General features: G+C 69.0%; 13 protein-coding genes. 12 read left to right on the top strand and 1 reads right to left on the bottom strand.

Annotated features, from left to right (window positions below):
- The first annotated feature begins 147 nt into the window (after window positions 1–147).
- The gene (purU, locus tag OH802_RS13425) at window positions 148–1,050 is read left to right on the top strand and encodes a formyltetrahydrofolate deformylase (RefSeq protein WP_406028670.1); all 903 of its coding nucleotides are present in this window, start codon (window positions 148–150) and stop codon (window positions 1,048–1,050) included.
- 29 nt (window positions 1,051–1,079) lie between these two features.
- Entirely contained in the window at window positions 1,080–3,569 is a 2,490-nt protein-coding gene (locus OH802_RS13430) for an FAD-dependent oxidoreductase (protein ID WP_406028672.1), read from the top strand.
- 65 nt (window positions 3,570–3,634) lie between these two features.
- On the opposite strand, the gene OH802_RS13435 is transcribed toward OH802_RS13430, so the two are convergent.
- A complete protein-coding gene (locus OH802_RS13435) occupies window positions 3,635–4,309 on the bottom strand; it encodes a GntR family transcriptional regulator (protein ID WP_406028674.1) in 675 nt (224 codons plus the stop codon).
- Window positions 4,310–4,418: 109 nt separating this feature from the next.
- Here OH802_RS13435 and glyA point away from each other — a divergent pair, with 109 nt between their 5' ends.
- The 10 genes from glyA (at window position 4,419) to OH802_RS13485 (ending at window position 16,193) form a co-directional block, all read left to right on the top strand.
- Entirely contained in the window at window positions 4,419–5,714 is a 1,296-nt protein-coding gene (glyA, locus tag OH802_RS13440; RefSeq protein WP_406028676.1) for a serine hydroxymethyltransferase, read from the top strand.
- Window positions 5,714–6,931 carry a sarcosine oxidase subunit beta family protein gene (locus tag OH802_RS13445; RefSeq protein ID WP_406028678.1) on the top strand — a complete coding sequence of 406 codons (1,218 nt, stop codon included), beginning with the start codon at window positions 5,714–5,716 and terminating at the stop codon, window positions 6,929–6,931. The genes glyA and OH802_RS13445 overlap by 1 nt, the downstream gene beginning before the upstream one ends.
- Window positions 6,932–6,943: 12 nt before the next feature.
- Window positions 6,944–7,234, top strand: a complete 291-nt coding sequence (locus tag OH802_RS13450; RefSeq protein ID WP_355230401.1) for a sarcosine oxidase subunit delta — start codon at window positions 6,944–6,946, stop codon at window positions 7,232–7,234.
- Window positions 7,231–10,140, top strand: coding sequence for a sarcosine oxidase subunit alpha family protein (locus tag OH802_RS13455; RefSeq protein ID WP_406028681.1), 2,910 nt, complete (start codon window positions 7,231–7,233; stop codon window positions 10,138–10,140). Before OH802_RS13450 ends, OH802_RS13455 begins: the two co-directional genes overlap by 4 nt.
- A complete protein-coding gene (locus OH802_RS13460; RefSeq protein ID WP_406028683.1) occupies window positions 10,133–10,765 on the top strand; it encodes a sarcosine oxidase subunit gamma in 633 nt (210 codons plus the stop codon). The genes OH802_RS13455 and OH802_RS13460 overlap by 8 nt, the downstream gene beginning before the upstream one ends.
- Window positions 10,765–12,138 (top strand): L-serine ammonia-lyase, encoded by a 1,374-nt coding sequence (locus OH802_RS13465; RefSeq protein WP_406028685.1) that lies wholly within the window; start codon window positions 10,765–10,767, stop codon window positions 12,136–12,138. The genes OH802_RS13460 and OH802_RS13465 overlap by 1 nt, the downstream gene beginning before the upstream one ends.
- Before the next feature lie 30 nt (window positions 12,139–12,168).
- Entirely contained in the window at window positions 12,169–13,053 is an 885-nt protein-coding gene (locus tag OH802_RS13470; RefSeq protein WP_406028687.1) for a bifunctional methylenetetrahydrofolate dehydrogenase/methenyltetrahydrofolate cyclohydrolase, read from the top strand.
- 76 nt (window positions 13,054–13,129) lie between these two features.
- Window positions 13,130–14,014 carry a dihydropteroate synthase gene (gene folP / locus OH802_RS13475; protein ID WP_406028689.1) on the top strand — a complete coding sequence of 295 codons (885 nt, stop codon included), beginning with the start codon at window positions 13,130–13,132 and terminating at the stop codon, window positions 14,012–14,014.
- Complete coding sequence (locus OH802_RS13480) at window positions 14,011–14,865, top strand: methylenetetrahydrofolate reductase (RefSeq protein WP_406028691.1); 855 nt, start codon at window positions 14,011–14,013, stop codon at window positions 14,863–14,865. The genes folP and OH802_RS13480 overlap by 4 nt, the downstream gene beginning before the upstream one ends.
- Complete coding sequence (locus tag OH802_RS13485) at window positions 14,862–16,193, top strand: bifunctional folylpolyglutamate synthase/dihydrofolate synthase (protein WP_406028693.1); 1,332 nt, start codon at window positions 14,862–14,864, stop codon at window positions 16,191–16,193. The genes OH802_RS13480 and OH802_RS13485 overlap by 4 nt, the downstream gene beginning before the upstream one ends.
- Window positions 16,194–16,197: the final 4 nt, after the last annotated feature.

The raw sequence follows: 16,197 nt of genomic DNA on the forward strand, positions 1-16,197 counted from the left end.
TCAGGTGGGGTCGTTCGACCGATGTTGCGGACCGCCGTTCGTGTCGACCTGGTGGGCCCGGCAGACCCTTGACGACGAGCTGAGAGCCGTTCTACGATCATTCTGATATATGAGTTGTGTATCATTACCGGCAACCAGGAGCCCAGCATGACCATCAGCCCGCCAAGCTCGACCGCCGTTGCGTCCGTGGCGACCGTCCCCACAGCGACGACCAACGTGCTGACGCTGTCCTGTCAGGAGCGCCCGGGGATCATGCAGGCGGTCACGAGCTTCCTGTACGACCGCGGGTTCGACATCCTCGAGCACCAGCAGCACGACGACCGGGTGGGGGAGCTGTTCTTCCTTCGGACCGCGTTCGCGTCCGTTGACGGGGCCGACGTCGATGAGCTCACCGCTGCGTTCGGACCGATCGCGGACCGGTTCGGCATGTCGTACGCGTTCCACGACGAGCGCAAGCCGCGACTGCTGGTGATGGTCTCCAAGTTCGGCCACTGTCTCAACGACCTCATCTTCCGGTGGCGTGGGGGGACTCTGGGAGCCGAGATCGCTGTCGTTGCGTCCAACCACGAGGATCTTCGGCCCATGGCGGAGGCGGCCGGGCTGGAGTTCATCCACATCCCGGTCACGCCCGAGACCAAGCCGCAGGCTGAGCAGCGCATGCTCGACCTGGTCGAGGAGTACGACATCGACCTGGTCGTGCTCGCCCGCTACATGCAGATCCTCTCGGACGGCCTCTGTCGCCAGCTCGAGGGTCGCGCGATCAACATCCACCACTCGTTCCTGCCCGGCTTCAAGGGAGCCAAGCCCTATCACCAGGCGCACGAACGTGGCGTGAAGCTGGTCGGTGCCACCGCTCACTACGTCACCGCTGATCTCGATGAGGGGCCCATCATCGAGCAGGAGGTCAACCGGGTCGACCACACCTACACACCGCAGGCTCTGGCCACCGTCGGTCAGGACGCCGAGTGCCTCGCGCTCTCGCGTGCCGTCCGCTGGCACTGCGAGCACCGCGTCTTCATGCACGGCTCCAGCACCGTCGTGTTCCGCTGACCACCAACCCAGAATCTCAGGAGTTGCTCATGACGTCCTCGCCCCGAACAGTCATCATCGGCGCCGGCATCGTCGGCACGAACCTCGCGGACGAACTCGTGTCGCGCGGGTGGTCCGACATCACGGTCATCGAACAGGGCCCACTCAGCCTGCCTGGTGGCTCGACCTCACACGCACCCGGTCTCGTCTTCCAGATCAACCCGTCGAAGACGATGACCCTGTTCGCCAAGTACACCGTGGAGAAGTTCCTGTCCCTGGAGAAGGACGGGGTGAGCTGCTTCAACCAGGTCGGTGGCCTCGAGGTCGCGACCACCGAGGCCCGCGTCGCTGAGCTCTACCGCAAGCTCGGCTACGCGAAGTCCTGGGGGATCGATGCCCGGGTGATCGGCCCCGCCGAGTGCAAGGACCTCTACCCGCACATCGACGAGTCGCAGGTCCTCGCGGGTCTGCACATCCCGAGCGATGGCCTGGCCCGGGCGGCCCGAGCCGTCGACATCCTCATCGAGCGTACGCAGGCTGCCGGCGTCACCTACCTCGAGCACACCGCTGTGACCGGAGTGCTCCAGGAGGGTGGCCGCGTCACCGGCGTCGAGACCACCGGCGGTGTCGTCGAGGCAGACATCGTCGTCTCGTGTGCCGGGTTCTGGGGTGTCGAGGTCGGCGCGATGGCGGGCACCAAGGTGCCGCTCCTCCCGCTCGCTCACCAGTTCATCAAGACCACTCCCGTCCCGGTCCTGCGTGGCAAGCACAAGGCTGCTGACGGCGCGACCCTGCCGATCCTGCGACACCAGGACCAGGACCTCTACTTCCGGGAGTGGGGGGAGGCCTACGGCATCGGCTCGTATGCCCACAAGCCGATGCCGTACGTCGCCTCCGATCTCGGTCCGACCCCGGAGCACGTCGATCACGAGAACATGCCGTCGCGGCTCGACTTCACCCCCGAGGACTTCGAGGGCCCATGGGACGAGTGTCGCAAGCTGCTCCCGTGCCTGCAGGAGACGGAGATCGCGGAGTCGTCGTTCAACGGCATCTTCTCGTTCACGCCTGACGGCGGTTCGCTCGTCGGTGAGTCCCGCGACGTCGACGGATTCTGGGTTGCCGAGGCGGTCTGGGTCACCCACTCCGCCGGCGTCGCCCGGGCGGTGGCCGAGGTGCTGACCACCGGAAGGTCGCAGTACGACCTCGCCGACCTCGAGCTCAACCGCTTCGAGGAGACCCAGCTGGCTCCGGCGTACGTCAGCGAGACCTCGCAGCAGAACTTCGTCGAGATCTACGACATCCTCCACCCGCTGCAGCCCAAGGACTCGCCCCGCGACATCCGGGTCAGCCCGTTCCACGCCCGCCAGGTCGAGCTCGGCGCCTTCTTCCTCGAGGCCGGAACCTGGGAGCGGCCGCACTGGTACGAGGCCAACGCGGCCCTGCTGGACGAGCTGCCGGAGGAGTGGAAGTCGCCGACGCGCGACGACTGGTCGGCCCGCTACCACTCGCCGATCGCGGCCGTCGAGGCCTGGAAGACCCGCACCGCGGTCGCCATGTACGACATGACGCCGCTGCGCCGCCTCGAGGTATCCGGACCCGGCGCCGAGACCCTGCTGCAGCGGCTCACCACCGGAGACGTCACCAAGAAGCCCGGTGCGGTGACGTACACCCTGTTCCTCGACGAGCAGGGTGGGATCAAGAGCGACATCACCGTCGCCCGACTCGAGGACGAGGTCTACCAGGTCGGTGCCAACGGCACGGTCGACCTGGCGTACCTCCGCCGGGAGGCCCGCAAGCTGCGGGCCGAGGATCCCGCCCTGTCCGCTCACGTCCGAGACATCACCGGTGGCACCTGCTGCATCGGCCTGTGGGGGCCGCTGGCCAGGGACCTGATCGCCAAGGTCAGCAGCGACGACTTCACCAACGACGGTCTGAAGTACTTCCGTGGCAAGCGGGCCACCATCGGCGGGATCCCGGTCACGGCCCTGCGGCTGTCCTACGTCGGCGAGCTCGGCTGGGAGATCTACGCCTCCGCCGAGAACGGCCAGAAGCTGTGGGACGTGCTGTGGAACGCGGGCCAGGAGCACGGTGTCGTCGCCGCCGGCCGGGCCGCCTTCGGCGCGCTCCGGCTGGAGAAGGGCTACCGGTCCTGGGGCGCCGACATGACCACGGAGCACGACCCGTTCGAAGCGGGCGTCGGGTTCGCCGTGAAGCGCGCCAAGGAGGACTTCGTCGGCAAGGCCGCGCTCGAGGGTCGCTCGGTGGAGACCTCGGCTCGCCGGCTTCGCTGCCTCACCGTCGACGACGGCAAGTCCATGGTGCTCGGCAAGGAGCCCGTGCTGTCGGACGAGACCGCGGTCGGGTACGTCACCAGCGCGGCGTACGGGTTCACGATCGGCAAGCCGATCGCCTACGCCTACCTGCCGGCGGAGATCGGAGAGGGCGACCAGGTCGAGATCGAGTACTTCGGCCAGCGGATCCCCGCGACGGTCACCCCTGAGCCGCTCTTCGACCCGGAGATGAGTCGCTTGCGCGGCTGACCGACTGGTCGAGATCGGGCGCCGGCCGGGTGGCCGGCGCCCGATCTCATGTTTAGAGAACGCAGTCAGAGAACGCGGCGGATCTCTGTCGCGAAGCCGTCGATGTGCTCGCGGGTCAGCCGCTCGGCACGTTCGGCGTCGCCGTCGGCGATCGCCTCCAGGAGCGGGGCGTGCTCGGAGATGTGGGACGCCAGGTCCGGGAGCTTGTCCACGACCAGGCACCAGATCCGGGTCGCCAGGTTGTCGTAGCGGACCAGGACGTCCTCGAGGTGTCTGTTGCCCGTGGCGCGGTAGATCATCCGATGCACCGACATGTCGAGCCGCATCAGGGTGGGCCGGTCGTCACCCGACGGATCGAGACCGCGAACCTTCTCGGCCATGGCGCGCAGCTCGGCCCGCATCTGGTCGGTCGCGGCGGTCGCCGCTCGGTTGGCGGCGAACGGCTCGAGCTGCTGGCGCAGGTCGGAGATGGCGCCCAGCTCGGTGACGTCGACCGGCGTCGCGAACGTGCCGCGGCGCGGGTAGGAGACGACCAGATGGTCGGTCTCCAGGCGTTTGAGGGCCTCTCGCACCGGAGTGCGGCCGAATCCGAGGGAGTCCGCGAGCCTGCCGTCGTTGATCGGCTCGCCCGGCCTGATGTCCAGCATGATCAGCCGATCCCGGATGCGCTCGTAGGCCGCGTGCGCCAGCGAGATCGTTGCGCCGATCGCCGGCGGGGCGGGCGCCTGAACGTCGGTCATACCAAGTCACCGCTTTCTGATCTGGGCCGTTGACAGGTGTTCGCTACCCAGCATACTGTTGATCCCGAACTGATATATCAATCGTACTTCAAGAGTTTGGGAGTTCATCGTGGTTGACGTCTTGACCGCCTCGCTCGCAGACCTCGATCCCGAGGTCAGCGAGCAGATCGACGCCGAGCTGAGCCGCCAGCAGACGACGCTGGAGATGATCGCCTCGGAGAACTTCGCTCCCGCCGCCGTGATGGAGGCTCAGGGATCGGTTCTCACCAACAAGTACGCCGAGGGCTACCCCGGCCGCCGCTACTACGGCGGTTGTGAGCATGTCGACGTCATCGAGCAGCTCGCCATCGACCGCCTCAAGGCGCTGTTCTCCGCGGAGTACGCCAACGTGCAGCCGCACTCGGGAGCCCAGGCCAACGCCGCCGCGATGTTCGCTCTCCTCGAGCCCGGCGACACCATCCTCGGCCTCTCGCTGGCCCACGGTGGTCACCTCACCCACGGCATGAAGCTCAACTTCTCCGGGCGCCTCTACCAGGTCGTTCCGTACGAGGTCAGCCGCGAGGACTTCCTGATCGACATGGCCGAGGTCGAGCGCCTCGCCCTCGAGCACCGCCCGAAGCTGATCGTCGCCGGCTGGTCCGCCTACCCCCGGCAGCTGGACTTCGCGGAGTTCCGCCGGATCGCGGACCTGGTCGGCGCCCGGCTCATGGTCGACATGGCGCACTTCGCCGGCCTGGTCGCGACCGGCCTCCATCCGAACCCGGTGCCGTTCGCCGACGTCGTCACCTCGACCACGCACAAGACCCTGGGTGGCCCGCGCGGTGGCGTCATCCTCACCAACGACCCGGCCATCGCCAAGAAGATCAACTCCTCGGTCTTCCCCGGTCAGCAGGGCGGGCCGCTCGAGCATGTCATCGCCGGCAAGGCGGTCGCCTTCAAGGTCGCCGCGGAGCCGGAGTTCCGCGAGCGCCAGGAGCGTACGCTCCGCGGTGCCCGCATCATCGCCGAGCGGCTGCTCGCCGACGACGTCGCAGCTGCGGGAGTCTCGGTGGTCAGCGGTGGCACGGACGTCCATCTCGTGCTGGTCGACCTGCGCGACTCCGAGCTCAACGGCCAGGACGGCGAGGACCGGCTCCACCGCATCGGCATCACCGTCAACCGCAACGCCGTCCCGTTCGACCCGCGTCCGCCGATGGTCTCCTCCGGCCTGCGGATCGGCACGCCCGCTCTGGCCACGCGCGGGTTCGGCGACAGCGACTTCAGCGAGGTGGCCGACATCATCGCGGCAGCGCTGAAGGACGACTTCACCGATGAGACGGCAGATTCGCTGCGCAGCCGGGTCACCGTCCTCGCCGAGAAGCACCCGCTCTACCCCCACCTCCTCGAGTCGAACGGAGCAGAGTGATGGCAGACCTGCTGCCCGAGCACCCCGACTTCCTCTGGCGCAACCCGGAGCCCAAGTCCTCCTACGACGTCGTCATCATCGGCGGCGGCGGACACGGCCTGGCGACGGCCTACTACCTGGCTAAGAACCACGGCATCACGAACGTCGCCGTCCTCGAGCGTGGTTGGCTCGCGGGCGGCAACATGGCGCGGAACACGACGATCATCCGGTCCAACTACCTGTGGGACGAGTCCGCGGCGATCTACGAGCACTCCCTCAAGCAGTGGGAGGTGCTCCCCGAGGAGCTCGACTACGACTTCCTGTTCAGCCAGCGCGGCGTGCTCAACCTCGCCCACACGCTGCAGGACGTACGCGACTCGGTGCGGCGCTGCGAGGCCAACCGCCTCAACGGGATCGACGCGGAGTGGCTCGACGCCGACCGGGTGAAGGAGGTCTGTCCGATCATCAACGTCAGCGACAACATCCGCTATCCGGTCCTCGGTGCGACCTACCAGTCTCGCGCGGGCATCGCCAAGCACGACCATGTCGCTTGGGCGTTCGCGCGCAAGGCCGACGAGCTCGGCGTCGACCTCATCCAGGACTGCGAGGTGACCGGGTTCGTCAAGGACGGCAACCGGGTGGTCGGCGTACAGACGAGCCGCGGCACGATCGCGGCCGGCAAGGTCGCGCTGTGCGCGGCGGGGCACTCCAGCGTCCTCGCCGAGATGGCCGGCTTCGACCTGCCGATCCAGTCCCACCCGCTCCAGGCGCTCGTCTCCGAGCTCCATCAGCCGGTCCACCCCACCGTGGTGATGTCGAACCACGTCCATGTCTACGTCTCCCAGGCCCACAAGGGCGAGCTGGTCATGGGCGCCGGTGTCGATGCGTACAACGGCTACGGCCAGCGTGGCGGGTTCCACGTGATCGAGGAGCAGATGGCGGCGGCCGTCGAGCTGTTCCCGATCTTCGCTCGCGCGCATCTGCTCAGGACCTGGGGTGGCATCGTCGACGTCACGCCGGACGCCTCGCCGGTCGTGAGCAAGACGCCGATCGACCAGCTCTACGTGAACTGTGGCTGGGGCACCGGAGGGTTCAAGGGCACTCCCGGGGCGGGCTGGACGATGGCGCACACGATCGCCCACGACGAGCCCCACGAGTACAACGCACCGTTCGCGCTGGAGCGATTCAGCACCGGTGCCCTCATCGACGAGCACGGCGCAGCCGCCGTGGCCCACTGAAAGGAGCCGACGATGATTCTCATCAGCTGCCCCAACTGCGGGTCCCGCGACGAGACCGAGTTCCACTACGGCGGCCAGGCCCACGTCCCCTACCCGGAGGACCCGAACACCCTCAGTGACGAGGAGTGGGGTCGCTACCTGTTCTACCGCGAGAACACCAAGGGCATCTTCGCCGAGCGCTGGGTCCACAGCTCCGGCTGCCGCAAGTGGTTCAACGTCCTTCGCGACACCGTCACCTACCGCATCGCCGCCGTCTACCGGGCCGGCGAACCGCGTCCCACCCTGGATGGAGGCCCACAGTGAGCACGACGTCGCACCGCCTCGCAGACGGCGGCCGAATCGACCGATCCACCCGTCTCACCTTCAGCGTCGACGGCCAGGAGTACGCCGGCCACGCCGGTGACACCCTCGCCTCGGCACTGATCGCCAACGGCGTGCTCGAGTGTGGCCCCTCGCTGTACCGACAGCGTCCCCGTGGCGTCCTCGCCGCCGGGCTCGAGGAGTCCAACGCGCTGGTCAAGCTGAGGCGTCCCGGCGACTCGGTGACCGAGTCCATGCTTCCCGCCACGACCGTCGAGCTCGTCGACGGGCTCGAGGCCGACTACCTCAGCGGCCTCGGCGAGCTCGACCCCGCCGACGACACCGCGATCTACGACAAGAAGTACGTCCACACCGACGTCCTCGTCATCGGAGCCGGCCCGACCGGGCTCACAGCGGCCCGCACCGCCGCCGCATCCGGAGCCCGGGTGATCCTCATCGATGACCAGCCCGAGCTCGGCGGGTCCCTTCTCTCCACACGCGGTCTCAGCATCGACGGCGTGGACAGCGACACCTGGCTGCGCGGCGCCACCGAGGAGCTCGAGGCTGCCCCCGAGGTCACGGTTCTCAGCCGGACCAACGCCTTCGGCAGCTACGACGCCAACTACGTGATCGCGCTCGAGAGCCGGCTGGACCATCTCGACGCGTCCGCCAAGGAGGCACTCACCGGGCTGTCGCGTCAGCGCCTCTGGCACATCCGGGCACAGCGGGTCATCCTCGCCACCGGCGCTCACGAGCGTCCCCTGGTGTTCGGCAACAACGACCGCCCCGGCGTCATGCTGGCCTCCGCGGTCCGCACCTACCTGAACAGGTACGGCGTGGCCGCAGGCGCACGGGTCCTGCTCGCGACCACGAACGACAGCGCCTACGAGGTCGCTGCCGACCTGACCGGCGCCGGAGTGACCGTGGCGGCCGTCGTCGATGCCCGCACCGAGCAGTCGGAGGCGGCCCGCCGCGCCGATGCCGCCGGCATCGAGGTCGTCCTCGGCTCCGCCGTCCTCGACACCGACGGTGACCCGAGGGTCACCGCCGCCACGGTGTCGGCCGTCGACGCCGACGGCGTCGCGGTCGGAGAACGGCGCGACATCGCCTGCGACGTCGTCGCCGTCGCCGGCGGATGGAGCCCCTTGGTCCACCTGCACAGCCAGCGGCAGGGCAAGGTCCGCTGGGACGAGGACCTGGCCGGGTTCGTCCCGGACGGCGAGGTCGCCGGCCAGCAGATCGTGGGATCGGCCCGGGGCAGCTACACCCTCGATGCGTGTCTCGCCGAGGGGCGGCATGCCGCAGCGATGGCGCTCCTCGCCGCCGGTTTCATCGGCGAGGCCGAGGCCCCGACCGGGCCGCTTCCTGCGGCGACAGGTGACGGCACGACCCGCGCTCTGTGGCTCGCCGCCGAGGCCGGCGTTCCGCTCGACGATCTGGTCGACCACTTCGTCGACTTCCAGCGCGACCAGACGGTGCACGACGTACTGCGTGCGACCGGGGCCGGCATGCGCAGTGTCGAGCACATCAAGCGCTACACCTCCATCAGCACCGCCAACGACCAGGGCAAGACATCCGGAGTCAACGCCATCGGAGTCATCGCCGCCGCGCTCAACGACGGTCTCAGCCCCGGCGAGATCGGCACCACCACGTACCGCGCTCCGTACGCTCCGGTCCCGTTCGTCGCTCTCGCGGGCCGCGAGCGTGGTGACCTGTTCGACCCGGCCCGGCTGACGTCGATCCATCCCTGGCACGTCGCGCACGGCGCCGAGATGGAGATCGTGGGGCAGTGGCTGCGGCCGTGGTACTACCCGCAGAACGGCGAGTCCCTGGACGAGGCCGTTCTCCGCGAGTGCGCCGCCGTCCGCGAGTCCGTCGGCATGATGGACGCGACCACGCTGGGCAAGATCGAGGTGTGGGGGAGTGACGCCGGTGGGTTCCTCAACCGGATCTACACCAACGCCTTCAAGAAGCTCGCCCCCGGCTCCGCGCGCTACGGAGTCATGTGCACTCCCGACGGAATGATCTTCGACGACGGCGTCACGCTCCGCATCGACGAGGGCCGCTACTTCATGACGACGACCACCGGCGGCGCCGCCAAGGTCCTCGACTGGCTCGAGGAGTGGCACCAGACCGAGTGGCCGACCCTGGACGTCAGCTTCACCTCGGTGACCGAGCAGTGGGCCACCGTCGCCGTCGTCGGCCCGAAGTCACGCGAGGTGATCGCCAAGATCGCTCCTGAGCTCGACGTGAGCAACGAGGCGTTCCCGTTCATGACGTTCCGCGAGACGACGCTCGCCTCGGGCATCCCGGCGCGGGTGTGCCGGATCTCGTTCTCCGGAGAGCTCGCCTTCGAGGTCAACGTCGAGACCTGGTTCGGACAGCAGGTGTGGGAGGAGATCCACGCCGCCGGCCAGGAGTGGGCGATCACCCCGTACGGCACCGAGACCATGCACGTGCTCCGCGCGGAGAAGGGCTACCCGATCGTCGGCCAGGACACCGACGGCACGGTCACGCCCCAGGACGCCGGCATGGAGTGGATCGTCTCCAAGGCGAAGGACTTCGTCGGCAAGCGGTCCTACAACCGGGCCGACACCGCACGCACGGACCGGAAGCACCTCGTCTCGGTGCTGCCCGTCGACACGACCTTCAGACTGCCCGAGGGCACCCAGCTGGTCGAGTCCGGTACGCCGATCACCCCCGCCGACGGGCCGGTGCCGATGCTCGGGCACGTGACCTCGAGCTACCACAGTGCCGCGCTCGGGCGCTCGTTCGCCCTGGCGCTCATCAAGGATGGCCGCAACCGCATCGGCCAGACCCTCGTCGCGCCGGTCGGGGACCGACTGGTCGACGTCGTCGTCGCTGAAACCGTCCTCTACGACCCGGAAGGAAGCCGCCGCGATGGTTGAGACCACGATCGAGCCGCTCGACAAGAAGATCTCCGCTCTGCGCGTCAGCCCGGCCCAGCACCTCCACGGCGACTTCGTCGACGCCGGCGTGTCGGGTGCCTTCGGAGTGCGGGTGCGTGAGGAGCAGTACCTCACCATGGTGGGTCTGCGGGTGCCGATCGGCTCGCCCGACCGAACGCGCCTGGCCCAGATCCTCGGCACCGAGCTCCCCGGTCGATGCGGCGAGGTCGCCACCGGCCACGACGTGGTCATCCTGTGGCTCTCGCCCGACGAGTACCTGGTCATCTCGCAGAGCGTGGCCGGGTCCACCCTGGTGTCCTACCTCCGGGCAGGCGTATCAGGAGGCGGTGCCGCGGTCGTCGACCTGTCGGCCAACCGCACCACCTTCCGGCTCGAGGGAGCCTCCGCGCAGGCGGTCCTCGAGAAGGGCTGTCCGCTCGACCTCCACCCGAGGGCGTTCACGACAGGCACGGCGGTCGCCAGCACCATCGGACGTGTCCCGGTGATCCTCTGGAAGGTCGACACAGACTCCTACCGGATCCTGCCGCGTGCCTCGTACGCCGACTACCTGGGCCGCTGGCTGATCGACGCCATGGCCGAGTTCAAGGTGCTGGGATCCGGCTGATGGCACTGAGCGTGTTCGACATGTTCTCCGTCGGCATCGGGCCGTCGTCCTCCCATACGGTCGGCCCGATGCGGGCGGCGGCGCAGTTCATCGATGCCCTGAAGGCGGGCTCGCTGCTCGACGCCGTCGCACGTACCCAGGTGGAGCTGTTCGGTTCCCTCGGTGCCACCGGTCACGGCCACGGCTCCGACAAGGCGGTGATCCTCGGGCTCGAGGGCAACCGGCCCGAGACCGTCGACACCGGCAACGCCGACGCCCGCGTGGCCGAGGTCCGTGCCAATCGGCGCCTGAGGCTCTCCGGCGCCCGGGACATCGAGTTCGACGTCGACGACGTCGTCATGCACCGCACCAAGACCCTCCCCGCGCACCCGAACGGCATGATCTTCCGCGCGTACGACGCCGACACGAAGGTGCTCCTGGAGAGCACCTACTACTCGGTCGGCGGCGGTTTCGTCGTGGACGAGCAGGCGGCCGGCGCCGATCGGATCGTCGAGGACGCGACCCCGATCCCGTACCCGTTCACCACGGGTGCCGAGCTGCTCGCGGTCTGCGCCGAGTCAGGCAAACGGATCAGCGACGTGATGATGGCCAACGAGCTGGCGTGGCGTACCGAGGACGAGGTGCGCGCCGAGCTGTTGCACATCTGGTCGGTGATGCAGGAGTGCGTGCACAACGGCTGCACCCGCACTGAGCCCACGCTGCCCGGCGGGTTGAAGGTTCCCCGACGTGCCCCTGGTCTCTACACCCATCTCCAGGGCTCCACGGACGAGACGGACCCGCTCAGGGCGATGGACTGGGTCAACCTCTTCGCGCTCGCCGTCAACGAGGAGAACGCGTCGGGCGGACGGATCGTGACCGCGCCGACCAACGGCGCGGCGGGCATCGTCCCGGCCGTACTCCACTACTACGAGAAGTTCGTGCCCAGCGCGGACGAGGACGGGATCGTGCGGTTCCTCCTCGCCGCGGCCGCGGTCGGGATCCTGTTCAAGATCAACGCGTCGATCTCCGGCGCCGAGGTCGGCTGCCAGGGCGAGGTCGGCTCGGCCTGCGCCATGGCTGCCGGAGCCCTCTGCGAAGTGCTCGGAGGCACCCCGGAGCAGGTGGAGAACGCGGCCGAGATCGGGATCGAGCACAATCTCGGGCTCACCTGCGACCCCGTCGGCGGCCTGGTGCAGATCCCCTGCATCGAGCGCAACGCCATCGCCAGCAACAAGGCCATCAACGCCGCCCGCATCGCCGCCCGTGGCGACGGCAGCCACCGGGTCTCCCTCGACGCCGCGATCAAGACCATGCGCGAGACCGGGGCCGACATGAAGATCAAGTACAAGGAGACCTCCCGCGGAGGCCTCGCCGTCAACGTCATCGAATGCTGACGTCACGGGTCTCGCGAGAAGGAGAAGTGCATGACCACCGCAGCAAAGATCGACGGCAAGCGCGTCGCTGCTGATCTGAAGACCGCGCTCGCCGTGCGGGTGAAGGCACTGCACGAGGCCGGGATCGACCCCGGCCTGGGCACCATCCTCGTCGGTGACGACCCCGGCTCCCGTTCGTACGTCGCGGGCAAGCACCGCGACTGCGCCGAGGTGGGCATCGCCTCGATCCGGATCGAGCTCCCCGCCAGCGCATCGCAGGCCGAGATCGAGGCAGCGGTGCAACAGCTCAACGACGATCCGACCTGTACCGGTTTCATCGTCCAGCTGCCCCTGCCGCCCCACGTCGACACCCATCGGGTCCTGCAGCTCATCGACCCGGACAAGGATGCCGACGGGCTCCATCCGACGAACCTCGGCAAGCTGGTGCTCGGCACTCCTGCTCCGCTGCCGTGCACGCCGCGCGGGATCATCGAGCTCCTGAGGCAGCACGACGTGCCGATCACCGGGCAGCGGTTCTGTGTCATCGGCTGCGGTCTGACCGTCGGCCGGCCGCTCGGGCTCATGCTCACTCGCCCCACCGAGCACGCCACCGTCACGCTGTGCAACATCGAGACCCGTGACGTCGCCGCCCATGCCCGGGCCTCGGACGTCATCGTCGCGGCGGCGGGTGTGGCCCACCTGGTCAAGCCCGACTGGGTCAGCCCCGGCGCCACGGTCCTGTCCGTCGGGATCACTCGCACCATCGAGGGCATCCTGGGTGACGTCGACCCGAACGTGGACGTCGTCGCGGGCAAGATGAGTGGTGCCACCGGTGGTGTGGGGCCCATGACCCGCGCCATGCTGCTGACCAACATCGTCGAGATCGCCGAACAGCATCTGGCTGCCAGGGAGGCGATCGCCGGGGCTCTGACATGAGCGAGCGTCAGCGAGCGACCACAAGGCTCAGGCCGCCGCGCCCGTATGATGGCGCTTGCGCTACGGGCGTGGCGGCATGAGTGCCACGCAGCTGCTCACCGAGGCAGCTCGGCGTTGTCAGGTGATGGGCATCATCAACGTCACCCCCGACTCGTTCTCCGACGGCGGCCGGTTCCTCGACGTCGACGCCGCCGTACGCAGAGGCCTCGAGCTCATGCGCGACGGCGCCGATCTCCTCGATGTCGGCGGCGAGTCCACCCGGCCCGGGGCCCAGCGGGTCAGCGCGGCCGAGGAGATCGCCCGCGTGATCCCGGTGGTCGAGGCCTTGGCCCGGGAGGGGTTGCCGGTCTCGGTCGACACCATGCGCGCCTCGGTCGCCCAGCGAGCCGTGGAGGCCGGTGCCGTCATCGTGAACGACGTCTCCGGCGGGCTCGCCGATCCCGGGATGCTGCCGTTCCTGGCCGAGGCGGAGGTCACCTGCGTCCTGATGCACTGGCGCGCCCACTCCATGCGGATGGACGACTTCTGCTTCTACGACTCGGTCGTCGACGACGTGTGCGCCGAGCTCCGCGGCCGGGTCGATGCCGCACTCGACGCCGGCGTACGTCCCGAGCGCATCGTCCTCGATCCCGGTCTGGGGTTCGCGAAGAACAGCGCGCAGTCCTGGGAGCTGCTCTCGTCCCTCAGCACGCTGAGAGACCTCGGCTTCCCGCTCCTCGTCGGAGCCTCCCGCAAGCGGTTCCTCACCGAGGTGGCGACGTACGGACGGCGTGATCCGGATGTCCCGGCCGACCGGGACGAGGCGTCGGACGCCGTGGCCGCGATCGCTGCCGCGGGAGGCGCCTGGGGAGTGCGCGTGCATTCGGTGTCCGGTGCCGCTGCCGCCTCCAGGGTGGCCGCACGCCTGCGTGGATCTGCGGTCGCAGCCGACGTGGTCGGTGCCCGGGCAGGGCGGCGATGAGTCGTCGCTCGGCCGCCGTGACCGTACGGAGGCTGCTGCTCGACGCCCGCTACGAGGTCCTGCCCACCGCGACGATCGAAGGGGTCGTCACCAGGTCTCTCCCGGTCGGTCGAACCGTCACGGTGACCGCGTCCCCGGCCAAGGGCCTCGAACGAACCGTGGACCTCTCCATCCGCCTCGCCGGACACGGATACGAGGTCGTACCCCATCTCGCCGCGCGCATGGTCACGGGCCGGGCCGAGCTCGCCGACATCGTCGGTCGCCTGAAGGCGGCCGGCATCGACAAGGTCTTCGTGCCCGCCGGCGACGCCGAGCGACCCGGAGCGTTCCCCAGCGCGCTGGAGCTCCTCGAGGCGCTCGTCGATCTCGGCGACCCGTTCAGTCACGTCGGTGTCGCCGGCTATCCCGAGGACCATCCGACGATCATCCACGACCGCCTGGTCCAGGCGATGTGGGACAAGCGCCATCACGCCACCGAGATCGTCAGCAACCTCACCTTCGACCACCGGGCCCTGACCGACTGGGTACGCCGCGTGCGCGCCCGCGGGGTCACGACGCCGATCATCGTCGGGCTGCCCGGCCCGGTCGAGCGCGCCAAGCTCCTCACCATGGCGACCAAGATCGGGGTGGGGGAGTCGACGCGGTTCCTCGCCAAGAACAGGGGCATGTTCGCGCGCATCGCCGCGCCCGGGGGCTACTCGCCTGAGCGGTTCCTCACCCGTGCGGCGCCGGAGCTGGACAAGCCGGAGGCCGCGATCGCCGGCCTGCATCTGTTCACGTTCAACCAGGTCGCCGAGACCGAGGCTTGGCGCCGCGACCTGCTGGCGCGCCTGGGCGGTGGACCCCAGTGACCGGCACGGGCTTCGACCTCGACGTCGAAGAGGTGGAGCGGCGGCTCCTCGCCCGCTGGCCCGAGACCAGGATCGCTCCGTCGCTCGAGCGCATCCGGGCGGTGACGGACGCGCTCGGCCGGCCACAATGCGATTACCGGTCGATCCACATCACCGGAACCAACGGCAAGACGAGCACCGCGCGGATGGTGGAGGCGATCCTGCTCGAGCTGGGCTCGGCGGTCGGCCGGTTCACCAGCCCCCATCTCGCCGACATCCGGGAACGGATCAGCATCGGCGGCCGGCCGATCCCGCAGGATGGCTTCGTCCGGGCTTACCGCGACGTCCTGCCCGCGGTCGAGGCCGTGGACCGCGAGAGTCCCACTCCGCTGTCTTTCTTCGAGATGACGGTCGCCATGGCCTACCAGGCGTTCTCGACCGCGGCCATCGACGTCGCCGCGGTGGAGGTCGGTATGGGCGGCATGTGGGATGCGACCAACGTCATCGACGCCCCGGTCGCCGCGATCCTCCCCATCGGCCTCGACCATGTCGATCACCTGGGGCCGACGACGCTCGACATCGCGGCCGAGAAGGCCGGGATCATCAAACCAGGTGCGCTGGCCGTCACGGCTCGGCAGACCCCAGATGTCGAGCAGCTCCTCCGAGCCCATGCCGACGCGCATTTCGCGAGGCTCATGGTCGAAGGCCGTCACTTCCGCCTGAGCGGTAGACGAGCGTTCGGCGATGGTCAGATCATCTCGGTCAACGGCCTCGCCGGTCACTATCCCGAGGTCCCGCTGTCACTTCACGGCCGCCACCAGGCGCACAACGCGGTGCTCGCCATCGCGAGCGTCGAAGCCCTCCTGGAAGACGTGATCCCGCTGGACGCACTGCGACGGGCGCTGGGCTCGGCCCGCTCGCCCGGGCGGCTGGAGGTGCTGCCCGGCTCGCCCGCGGTGATCCTCGACGCAGCCCACAACCCTGACGGTGCCCGGGCCCTGGCCAGCGGCCTGTCCGATCTGGGCCCTCGGCCGACGGTCGCCGTGGTCGCCGCGATGGGCGACAAGGACCTCGACGGCATGCTCGCCGAGCTCGAGCCCGTGGTGTCGAGGATGATCTGCACCCGGAACAGCAGCCCGAGGTCGCTGTCGTCCCGCGACACCGCCGCTGCGGCGCGCGGGGTGCTCGGGGCGGATCGGGTCGTGGAGATCGACGACCTCGCCGACGCCCTCCGCGAGGCCACCAGAGCGGCCTCGGCCCTCTCCGAAGAGGGTGGAGAACCGGCTCAGGTGCTGGTCACGGGCTCTGTCGTCACCGTGGGGGACGCGCGCCGCCTGTTGGGTATGTGAGACG

This window comes from Nocardioides sp. NBC_00850, from assembly GCF_045207335.1.
Taxonomy (GTDB): domain Bacteria; phylum Actinomycetota; class Actinomycetes; order Propionibacteriales; family Nocardioidaceae; genus Nocardioides.